This window comes from Rhodoblastus sp. (assembly GCF_041915505.1).
In the GTDB taxonomy this organism is placed as follows: Bacteria; Pseudomonadota; Alphaproteobacteria; order Rhizobiales; family Beijerinckiaceae; genus Rhodoblastus.
The window spans coordinates 1-9,393 of sequence record NZ_JAYSBG010000127.1 but is presented as its reverse complement, the minus strand read 5'-3'; the positions used below and the strand labels follow the sequence as shown (position 1 = coordinate 9,393).

The 9,393-nt window shown below is 64.2% G+C and carries 12 protein-coding genes; 9 read left to right on the top strand and 3 right to left on the bottom strand.

Features of this window, described 5'->3' with window-relative positions:
- Positions 1-57: 57 nt before the first annotated feature.
- The 6 genes from ACE3S9_RS09860 to ACE3S9_RS09835 all read left to right on the top strand — a co-directional run bounded on the left by ACE3S9_RS09860 (position 58) and on the right by ACE3S9_RS09835 (position 5,171).
- Positions 58-318, top strand: a complete 261-nt coding sequence (locus ACE3S9_RS09860; protein WP_374546283.1) for a toluene-4-monooxygenase system B family protein — start codon at positions 58-60, stop codon at positions 316-318.
- A gap of 5 nt (positions 319-323) precedes the next feature.
- Positions 324-659, top strand: coding sequence for a Rieske 2Fe-2S domain-containing protein (locus tag ACE3S9_RS09855; RefSeq protein WP_374546282.1), 336 nt, complete (start codon positions 324-326; stop codon positions 657-659).
- 121 nt (positions 660-780) lie between these two features.
- The gene (locus ACE3S9_RS09850; RefSeq protein WP_374546281.1) at positions 781-1,095 is read left to right on the top strand and encodes an MmoB/DmpM family protein; all 315 of its coding nucleotides are present in this window, start codon (positions 781-783) and stop codon (positions 1,093-1,095) included.
- Positions 1,096-1,149: 54 nt separating this feature from the next.
- Positions 1,150-2,136: an aromatic/alkene monooxygenase hydroxylase subunit beta gene (locus ACE3S9_RS09845; protein ID WP_374546280.1), complete on the top strand. Its 987-nt coding sequence runs from the start codon at positions 1,150-1,152 to the stop codon at positions 2,134-2,136.
- A 25-nt stretch (positions 2,137-2,161) separates the two neighbouring features.
- Positions 2,162-3,157: a 2Fe-2S iron-sulfur cluster-binding protein gene (locus tag ACE3S9_RS09840; RefSeq protein ID WP_374546279.1), complete on the top strand. Its 996-nt coding sequence runs from the start codon at positions 2,162-2,164 to the stop codon at positions 3,155-3,157.
- A 250-nt stretch (positions 3,158-3,407) separates the two neighbouring features.
- Positions 3,408-5,171 carry a sigma 54-interacting transcriptional regulator gene (locus tag ACE3S9_RS09835; RefSeq protein WP_374546278.1) on the top strand — a complete coding sequence of 588 codons (1,764 nt, stop codon included), beginning with the start codon at positions 3,408-3,410 and terminating at the stop codon, positions 5,169-5,171.
- 6 nt (positions 5,172-5,177) lie between these two features.
- Here ACE3S9_RS09835 and hpaI read toward each other — a convergent pair whose 3' ends face one another.
- On the bottom strand, positions 5,178-5,984 hold the full coding sequence (gene hpaI / locus ACE3S9_RS09830; protein WP_374546277.1) for a 4-hydroxy-2-oxoheptanedioate aldolase: 807 nt from the start codon (positions 5,982-5,984) through the stop codon (positions 5,178-5,180).
- A gap of 154 nt (positions 5,985-6,138) precedes the next feature.
- Between hpaI and ACE3S9_RS09825 the strand changes: the two genes are divergently transcribed.
- Entirely contained in the window at positions 6,139-6,972 is an 834-nt protein-coding gene (locus ACE3S9_RS09825; RefSeq protein ID WP_374546276.1) for an alpha/beta fold hydrolase, read from the top strand.
- Between the two features lie 15 nt (positions 6,973-6,987).
- On the top strand, positions 6,988-7,782 hold the full coding sequence (locus ACE3S9_RS09820; protein ID WP_374546275.1) for an SDR family NAD(P)-dependent oxidoreductase: 795 nt from the start codon (positions 6,988-6,990) through the stop codon (positions 7,780-7,782).
- A 9-nt stretch (positions 7,783-7,791) separates the two neighbouring features.
- Here ACE3S9_RS09820 and ACE3S9_RS09815 read toward each other — a convergent pair whose 3' ends face one another.
- Complete coding sequence (locus ACE3S9_RS09815) at positions 7,792-8,199, bottom strand: GFA family protein (protein ID WP_374546274.1); 408 nt, start codon at positions 8,197-8,199, stop codon at positions 7,792-7,794.
- A 53-nt stretch (positions 8,200-8,252) separates the two neighbouring features.
- On the bottom strand, positions 8,253-9,128 hold the full coding sequence (locus tag ACE3S9_RS09810) for a transporter (RefSeq protein WP_374546273.1): 876 nt from the start codon (positions 9,126-9,128) through the stop codon (positions 8,253-8,255).
- Between ACE3S9_RS09810 and ACE3S9_RS09805 the strand changes: the two genes are divergently transcribed.
- Positions 9,118-9,393: hypothetical protein (locus tag ACE3S9_RS09805; RefSeq protein ID WP_374546272.1), on the top strand; the 276-nt coding region annotated here is incomplete at its 3' end. The genes ACE3S9_RS09810 and ACE3S9_RS09805 overlap by 11 nt on opposite strands.

Here is a 9,393-nt window from a genome sequence, read left to right as displayed (position 1 = left end):
GTTCGTTCCTAGCCGGCTGACGCCGGCGTCTCCTTCCAACTTTCAGAGGACCCGAAAATGGCCCTGTTCCCCATCGTTTCCAATTTCCAGCACGATTTCGTCCTGCTGCTGGTTCCGGTCGATACCGACAACACCATGGACGAGGTGGCGGCGGCCGCCGCGCATCACTCGATCAACCGCCGCGTCGCGCCGCAGCCCGGCAAGGTGATCCGGGTGCGTCGCCAGGGCGGCGAGACCTTCTATCCGCGCGAGGCCCGTCTGCACGAGACGGACATCAAGCCGATGGAGACGCTCGAATTCATCTTCGCGGAGGCGTGAGCGGCATGGGCTTTCAACACGCCTGCACGCTGGACGATCTCTGGGAAGGCGACATGACGGAAGTCGAGGTCGCGGGCCGGATCATCCTGCTGGTCTGGCCCGAAGGCGGCGAGATCCACGCCTTCCAGGGCATCTGCCCGCATCAGGACATCCCCTTATCCGAGGGCAAGTTCGACGGCCGCGTCGTCATGTGCCGCGCCCATCAATGGACCTTCGACGCCAGGACCGGCGCCGGGGTCAATCCGTCGGACTGCCGCCTCGCCGAATATCCGGTGAAGGTCGAGGGCGACAATGTCCTGATCGAAGTCGAGGGCGTCACGCCGCTCTTTGCCCACACATGATCTGCTTGCCTTTTCTTCCGGCGGAAGAAAAGGCGCCCGCCGGCGTCAGCCGTCGCCGCGCCCGTCGGCGCGGAGCCATCAACCCCTAGGGTCGATGGCCCTAATTCTTGGGAGGAACATCATGAGCAATAACAAGGTCGCGGAAGGCTATCGCAACAATCGCGTCGGTCCGATCCTGCGCGCCGGCCCCATCACCGCCGGCGTGATCGAGGCCGCCGAGGAGGACAATCCCGGCAAGCAGATCCGCGTCGACGACAAGATCGCCTATGTCCGCATCGACACCGAGGGCGAGATGATCCTGCGCCGCGAGACTTTGGAGCGCGCGCTCGGACGGCCGTTCAAAATGGCGGAGCTGGAAGTCAATCTCGGCTCCTTCGCCGGCCGCATCGAGACGACCGACGATTACGTCCGCTTCTATTACGAAAAGACGCTTTGATCCGACGCACCCGCAAATCAAGACCAACAAAGAGAACCATCGAGGGAGTTTGCCATGACCCAGCCTGCCGTGCTCCAGCCGCTGAAGACCTGGAGCCATCTCGCCGCGCGGCGCCGCAAGCCGAGCGAATATGAGATCGTCTCGACCAATCTGCACTACAGCACCGACCGTCCCGACGCGCCGTTCGAACTCGATCCGAACATGCCGATGGCGCTATGGTTCAAGCAGAACCGCAACGCCAGTCCGCTGAAACATGCCGACTGGAACGGATTCCGCGACCCGGACGAGATCATCTACCGCACCTACAACATGCTGCAGGACGGCCACGAGAACTATGTCTACGGCCTGTTCGACCAGTTTTCCGCGCGCGGCCACGACGCCATGCTGGATCATGGCTGGGCGCGCCATCTGGCGCGGCTTTACGCGCCCGGCCGCTACCTGTTCCACGCCTTGCAGATGGGCTCGGCCTATCTCTGCCAGATCGCGCCGGCCTCGACCATTTCGAACTGCGGCACCTACCAGACCGCCGACACCCTGCGCTGGCTGACCCATACCGCCTATCGCACCAGGGAATTGTCGAACAGCTTCGACGATCTCGGCTTCGGCGCCGGCGAGCGCGACAAATGGGAGAACGATCCGGCCTGGCAGGGCTTTCGCGAACTGGTCGAAAAGGCCCTCGTCGCCTATGACTGGGGCGAGAGCTTTGTCGCGCTGAATCTCGTCGCGCGTCCGGCTGTCGAAGAGGCCGTTCTGCGTGCGCTTGGACAGGCGGGCCGCCATAACGGCGACACTTTGCTCGGCCTGCTCACCGACGCCCAGCTCGCCGACGCCGACCGTCATCGCCGCTGGACCGGGGCTTTGGTCAAATTCGCGCTGCAGACCGAAGGCAATGACAAGGTGCTGGCGGATTGGCTCGCCAAATGGGCGCCGCTCGGCGACGCCGCGATCGACGCCTATTGCGCGCATCTGCCCGACTCGCCCGGCGCGGCGCAAGCCGCGAAGGACGGCTGCGCGGAGCTGCGCCGCTCCTATGGCCTGTGACGGTCCGCGCTCCATGAAACATAAAATGAAACACAAGATCGAAATTGAAGGCGGCGCGACATTCTTCGTCGCCGCCGACGAAGACTCCCTGCTGCGCGGCGCCTTGCGCGCCGGCGCAGGCTTTCCCTACGAATGCGGCGTCGGCGGCTGCGGAAGCTGCCGGTTCGAACTGGTTTCCGGCGAGATGCAAACGCTCTGGCCGGAAGCGCCCGGCCTGAGCGAGCGCGAGCGCAAGCGCGGCAAACGCCTCGCCTGCCAATCCAGGCCCTTGTCCGATTGCGTCATCCGCGTGCGCTGCGCCGACGATTATCGTCCGCCGATTTCGACGCGCCGCCGGCAGGCGCGCCTGACCGGACGGCGGGAGATCGCGCCCGGCATGGCGGAATTCACCTTCCACACGCAGGAGCCCGCCGCTTTCCTGCCCGGGCAATATGCGATTTTCCATCCGCCGGGCGTCGCGGGCCCGCGCGCTTATTCGATGTCCAACCTGCCCAATGCCGACGGCGACTGGCGTTTCATCATTCGCAAGGTCGCGGACGGCGGCGGTAGCGCCGCCATGTTCGACACCCTGCGCGAAGGCGATGTCATCATGCTCGACGCGCCCTATGGCGGGGCCTTTTTCCGTCCCGACAAGGATCGCGAGATCATCTGCGTCGGCGGCGGCTCCGGCATTGGCCCGGTCGTCTCGGTCGCCCGCGCCGCGCTCGCGCAAGGCGGCCGGACGATCCGGCTGTTCGAAGGCGCGCGCACGGCGGAATCGCTGTGCGCGCCGTCGCTGTTCGCGCCGCAGGAACTAAAGGCCCTGAACTATGCGCCCGTGCTCTCGGCCGAACCGGAGGCCAGCGCCTGGAGCGGCGCGCGCGGCTTCCTGCATCAGGAGGTTGAAAAGACGCTCGCCGCCCCGGACCGATGCGAATTCTATTTCGCCGGCCCGCCGCCGATGATCGAGGCGATGCAGGACCTTCTGGTCATGCGCTGGAAGGCGCCCCACGACCGGATCCATTACGACAAATTTTTCTGACCCGTGACTGTCGGAAACGCGCCCGAAAACCCAGAGTCGTCAATATGGAATAATATCGATATTATCTTGCTCCCCACGCCCCCGGATGGTACACAGGACCGAAGGCCGCGCGACAAAAACAAGAGCGCGCGGCCAGGGAGCGAAGCCACAGCCTTGCATCGAGGCGCTGTTTGTCTTGCCTCCGGCGCGCCATTGTTCGCGCCGGCGCCGGACAAGCCTTTCGCCGCGGCAGGGCACGGGAGGGGCCCGGATGCTGACCAATCCTGCGACCGCCAAGCGCTTGGCGGCGAAATCGGCGCCGCGCGTGATCGGCGCGGCTAGCGCGGAACTCGGCGACCTTCGCGTCCCAGAGATTCACGACCTCGCCAATCGCTTGCGCTTCGCCCCGCAGCAGGGCCGCATCTGGCTCGACGACCAGCGCATGATGCTGATGCACGTCAGTTCTCTCGGCGCGCTGCGCCAGGAACTGATCGACAGCCTGGGCAAGGAAACCGCGCGCGGCATCGTCACCCGCATCGGTTACCAGGCCGGCGCGCGCGACGCCGAAATGGCGAAAAAGCTGCGCTCGTCCTGTGGCTGCTACAATCATTTCCTGGCCGGGCCGCAGCTCGTCTCGCTCGAAGGCATCGTCCATTGCGAGCCGCTCGCGCTCGAAATTGACGTCGGCAGCGGGCATTATTTCGGCGATTTCGCCCTCATCGATTGCGCCGAGGCGGAGGCCCATGTCGCCTCCTACGGCATTGGCGAGGAGCCCTCGTGCTGGATGCTGGTCGGCTATGCCTGCGGCTATACCAGCACTTTCATGGGCCGTCCAATCCTGTGGCGCGAGACCGAATGCAAGGCGCTCGGCCATGACCGCTGCCGCGTCGTCGGCCGCCCCGTCGAGGAATGGGGCGAGGATGCGCGCGAGGATTTGCGCTTCCTGCAAATCGGCGATTTCGTCAAATGGACGCCAGCGACGCAGGCTTCGGCGCCGCAGGCGCTGTTCGCGGCCCGCGCCGCCGCCAGCCGGGAAAATTCCTTCGGCATGGTCGGCATTTCCGGCGGCTTCAACACGGTCTGCCATCTGGTGAAAAAGGTCGCGCCGACCGACGCCACCGTGCTGTTCCTCGGCGAAAGCGGCGTCGGCAAGGAGATTTTTTCGCACAATCTCCACCGGCTGAGCAAAAGAGCGCGCGGGCCCTTCGTCGCGGTCAATTGCGCCGCCATTCCTGAACAGCTCGTCGAATCCGAATTGTTCGGCGTCGAGAAGGGCGGCTATACCGGCGCGGTGGCCTCGCGTCCCGGCCGGCTCGAACGCGCCCATGGCGGCACCCTGTTTCTCGACGAGATCGGCACGCTCAGCTATACCGCGCAAGGAAAGCTGCTGCGCGCCTTGCAGGAAGGCGAGATCGAGCGCGTCGGCGACACCCGCGTCCGCAAGGTCGACGTCCGCATCGTCGCCGCGACCAATGTCAATCTGTGCGAAGCCGTGAAGGAGGGAACCTTTCGTGAGGATCTGTTCTATCGGCTGAACGTCTTCCCGATCCGCGTGCCGCCGCTGCGCGATCGCCGCGACGACATTCCGCTGCTGATGAACTGGTTCATGCAACGCGCCGCCAAGAAACACGGCAAGACCATCACCGGCTTCCGCGAACGCGCGGTCGACGCCATGATCAATTACGGCTGGCCGGGCAATGTGCGCGAGATGGAAAATATCGTGGAGCGCGCGGTGATCCTGGCCGATGACGGAGCCCTCGACATCTCGCACCTCTTCACCAATGGCGAGGATTTCCACTCCAACACCTTCGTCATCCGTCGCAATGGCGCGCTGCTGCCGGCGACCGGATGTCTTGACGCCGAGGCCGCCGCGCCCGAAGGCGGCCTGCCCGCCTTGGCGGAAACCGAGGCGCGGATGCTGCGGCTGGCGCTGGCGGAAGCCAAGGGCAATCTCTCGCTCGCCGCGCGCCTGCTCAGCATCAGCCGCCCCACGCTGGCCTATCGGCTGCGCAAGCACAAGATCGAGCTGAACTGAACCGCTTCAGTAAGGCGAGGGCCCGGACGAGGCCGGGGCGTCGGCCTTGAAGCGGCGCGCCAGATCCTGCGTCGCCTTGACAAGCAGCAAGGCGTCGACGCCCACCGCCACGAAACGCGCGCCCTGCGCCAGAGAACTGGCGGCGACGGATTCATCCGTCGCCAGCAGGCCGGGCGCCTTGCCATGGGCGAGAATGGTCGCGATGGCGCGCTCCATCGCCGCCACGACCTCGGGATGCTGCGGCTGGCCGATATGGCCGAGGGAGGCTGACAGATCCGCCGCGCCGAGGAACACGCCGTCCACGCCTTCGGTCGCGGCGATGGCTTCGAGATTGTCGAGGCCCGCTCGCGTCTCCACCTGCAGCAGCAGGCAGACCTCGTCATTGGCGCGATCGAGATAATCGCCGACGCGGCCCCAGCGCGCCGCGCGCGCAATACCAGCGCCGACGCCGCGAAAGCCGTGCGGCGGATAGCGCGTGGCGCGCACCAGCATGTCCGCCTGCTGCGGCGTCTCGACCATCGGAATCAGCAGCGATTGCGCGCCGATGTCGAGCATCTGCTTGATGAGGACGGGATCGCCCGTCGGCGGGCGCACGACGGCATGAGCCGGATAAGGCGCGACCGATTGCAATTGCGCCAGCATGGTCCGCAGGTCGAGCGGCGAATGTTCGCCATCGAGCAGCAGCCAGTCGAAGCCTGAGCCGGCGCAGATCTCGGCGGAATAGGAATCGGCCATGGCGAGCCAGAGTCCGATCTGCTTTTCGCCGCGCTTCAGCGCCGCCTTGAAGGAATTGGCGAGAATTGCCCCGGTCATCTTTTGCCCCCGAAACCTGATCGCATGGCCGCCTTGCGCGCGAGGCAAAAGCGGGTTTGCAAAAATATCGATATTTTTCGTTGTGTCGATAAAATTATCGACTAGGCTGCGCGAAAAGAAAACCCTCGCAAGAAGGCCTCCGGGAGGATCGCCATTGGAACAGACCAATCCCGAAATTGCCGCGTCGATCCGCGCCGCCGGCATTCAGACCAATTATCACGATCAGGGCGCGGGTTTTCCGGTCCTGTTCATTCACGGCTCCGGCCCAGGAGTGAGCGCCTGGGCCAATTGGCGCCTCGCGCTTCCGGAACTGGCCAAGAGCTTTCGCGTCATCGCGCCCGACATGGTCGGCTTCGGCTTCACCGAACGGCCGGCGGGCATGACCTATGACCTCGACGCCTGGGTCGACCAGGCTCTCGGCCTGCTCGACGCGTTGGGCCTGCAAAAGGCGCATATTGTCGGCAATTCCTTCGGCGGCGCCATCGCCTTGGCGCTCGCCATCCGTCATCCCGACCGCGTCGGTCGGCTGGTCCTGATGGGCAGCGTCGGCGTGCCCTTCCCCATCACGCCGGGGCTCGACGCCGTCTGGGGCTATCAGCCCTCGCTTGAAAATATGAAAAGCCTGCTCGACATTTTCGCTTACAGCCGCGCGCTGGTGAACGACGAACTGGCCGATTTGCGCTATCGCGCCAGCGTCAGGCCCGGTTTTCAGGACAGTTTCGCCGCCATGTTCCCGGCGCCGCGCCAACGCTGGGTCGACGCCATGGCGAGCGCGGAATCCGACATTCGCGCATTGCCGCACGAGACCTTGATCATTCACGGCCGCGACGACAAAGTGATCCCGCTTTCCAATTCGCTGACCCTGCTGCACTGGATCGAACGCTCGCAACTTCACGTGTTCAGCCGCTGCGGCCATTGGGTACAGATCGAACATGCGGCGCGTTTCGCGCGCCTGCTGGAGGATTTTTTCGCGGAAGCGGCGGAATAGGTCTGGAGACATGACATGAAGATCGATTTGAGCGGCAAGACGGCGATTGTCACGGGCTCCACCTCCGGCATCGGCTTCGCCATCGCCAAGGGGCTCGCAGAGGCCGGCGCGCGCGTCATCGTTAATGGCCGCAATCCCGCCCGCGTCGACGAGGCGGTGGCGAAACTGCGCGCGGAAGTCTCCGGCGCCGAAACCATCGGCGTCGCCGCCGATCTGGCCACGGCCGAGGGCGCGGAGCAATTCGCGGCTGAGGTCAAAGAGGCCGATATTCTCGTCAATAATCTCGGCATTTTCGAACCAAAACCCTTCCTCGAGATTCCCGACGCCGACTGGTTGCGCTTCTTCGAGACCAATGTCCTGAGCGGCGTGCGCATGGCGCGGCTCTATCTGCCGAAAATGCTCGAAAAGAACTGGGGGCGGATCGTTTTTATCTCCAGCGAATCCGGCCTCAACACGCCGCCCGAAATGGTTCATTACGGCATGACCAAGACCGCGCAGCTCGCCGTCTCGCGCGGCGTGGCGGAGCTGACCGCCGGCAGCGGCGTCACCGTCAATTCCGTGCTGCCGGGGCCGACCCGCTCGGAAGGCGTCGGCGATTTCTTCGCCAAAATGGCGGCGGAAGCCGGCCTCACCCAGCCGGAAATGGAGGCGCGCTTCATCGCCGAACATCGGCCGACCTCGCTGCTGAAACGCCTGGCGAGCGTCGAGGAAGTCGCCAATATGGTGGTCTATCTGTGCTCGCCGCAGGCCTCCGCCACCAATGGCGCGGCGCTGCGCGTCGATGGCGGCGTGGTCAAGCATATCGCCTGACCCGCCGGCTCACCCGGGCATTCGCGCGAAATTGGCGGTTCCGTCCACGAGCGGAACCCAGGCCTCGCGCGACTCGCAGAAGACCTGAAGCGTCGGCTTGAGCCAGGAGGTGTCGTCGAAACAGCCGGCCTTGACGATGGCCGCCTCGGCCATGGCGGAGGCCTCGGTCCAGATCGGCGAGCCGCATTCGGCACAGAACCAGCGGTTCACCGCGCCGCCGCTTTCGCCGACATCCTCGAACTTCTTCAACGGCCCCGAACAGACGAAGCGGTCACGCGGCGCGATCGCGACGATGGAAAAGGCCGAGCCGGTCGATCTCTGACAATGGGTACAATGGCAGATGGCGACGGTCGGATTGTCGTCGTTCAGGGCGAAGGTCGTCTTGCCGCACAGGCATTTGCCGTGACGTTCCGTCATCTGGTCCTCCCCGAAGAAAAAGGCGCGGTTTGATCCGCGCCTTGCTTTTGCAATCAATATTTGGCCGCAACGACCGGCGCCGGCGGGGCGGCGACCCAGAGCGGGATGATGATATTGGCCCAGCCGCGCGTGTCATAGCCGCCGTAATTCTGCTCCATCACGTCACGGGTGAATTTGAACTGGAGATTGAGGGGGCCGAAGTCATAGCCGACGAGGCCGCCCAGCGCGATCTGGCTCTGTTTGGCGTAACCCGGAACCGGCGAATCGAGATCGGCCGAGCCGAAGCCGACAAAGCCGAATTCGAACTTGCCGAATTTCTTGGTCGCGGTCACGTCGACGTTGATCCAATCCGGCGCGTATGAGCCGGGCTGGCTGAACACGTCGCCCGAACGGCCCGTGCCGAAAATGCCCGTGGCCGAAAGATTCCAGCCGTCCTTGAGATAGCTGACCGCGCCGACGGCCTGGAATGAGGCGAAGTCGCGGGTAATGCCGAGGATAGACAGATCGGTCTGCGCGGGAAGATAGACGCCGGCGTGGAAGCCGCCGAAGAAGCCATTGCCGAGATCCCATTTGATCTGGGAATCGAGCAGCGGATTGGCGAAACCGCCGCGATTGAGAGCGCCATGGACATTCACATTGGCCATTGGCGTCGCGACATCGAACAGAATATGCCCGCCGAACAGGGTCCACGGGGTCGACCAGATCGTCCAGGCGGGAACCAGCGCGCCGACGTTCTGGCCGGGCGACGCGTCACGATAGCCGTAGTTGGGCATCTGAATGACGAAGATGCCTTCCGGCAGCGGCGCGCCGAGCGCAATGCCGGTGGTGATGCCGGGCTGGATTTCGGAATTGGCGTAGGACGCGGTCGTCGTCGCGGCAAGCGCGAGACTGCCGAAGGCCACGGCCGCAACGGTGTTCTTGAAAGACATTCTCCCCTCCGTGCTCATCATTTGCCCGATCGCCGGGAATAGATGCGACCGCATCCACCCGACAACGTCGGCGGTTTCTATCCGGGCCTTGATGAAATGCCGGCTATTTCGCAGCCGTTTTTGCTTCAAAGCCGCCGAGATGCCGAAAGGTAGCAAAATCGGTGATATTTTTCTGGGTTTACAAACCCATTATGAGTTTTTATGCTTTGTTATACTTGACGTTGCTTTTTTGTCACAAATCATTGTTCTGGAAGAATACATGCGC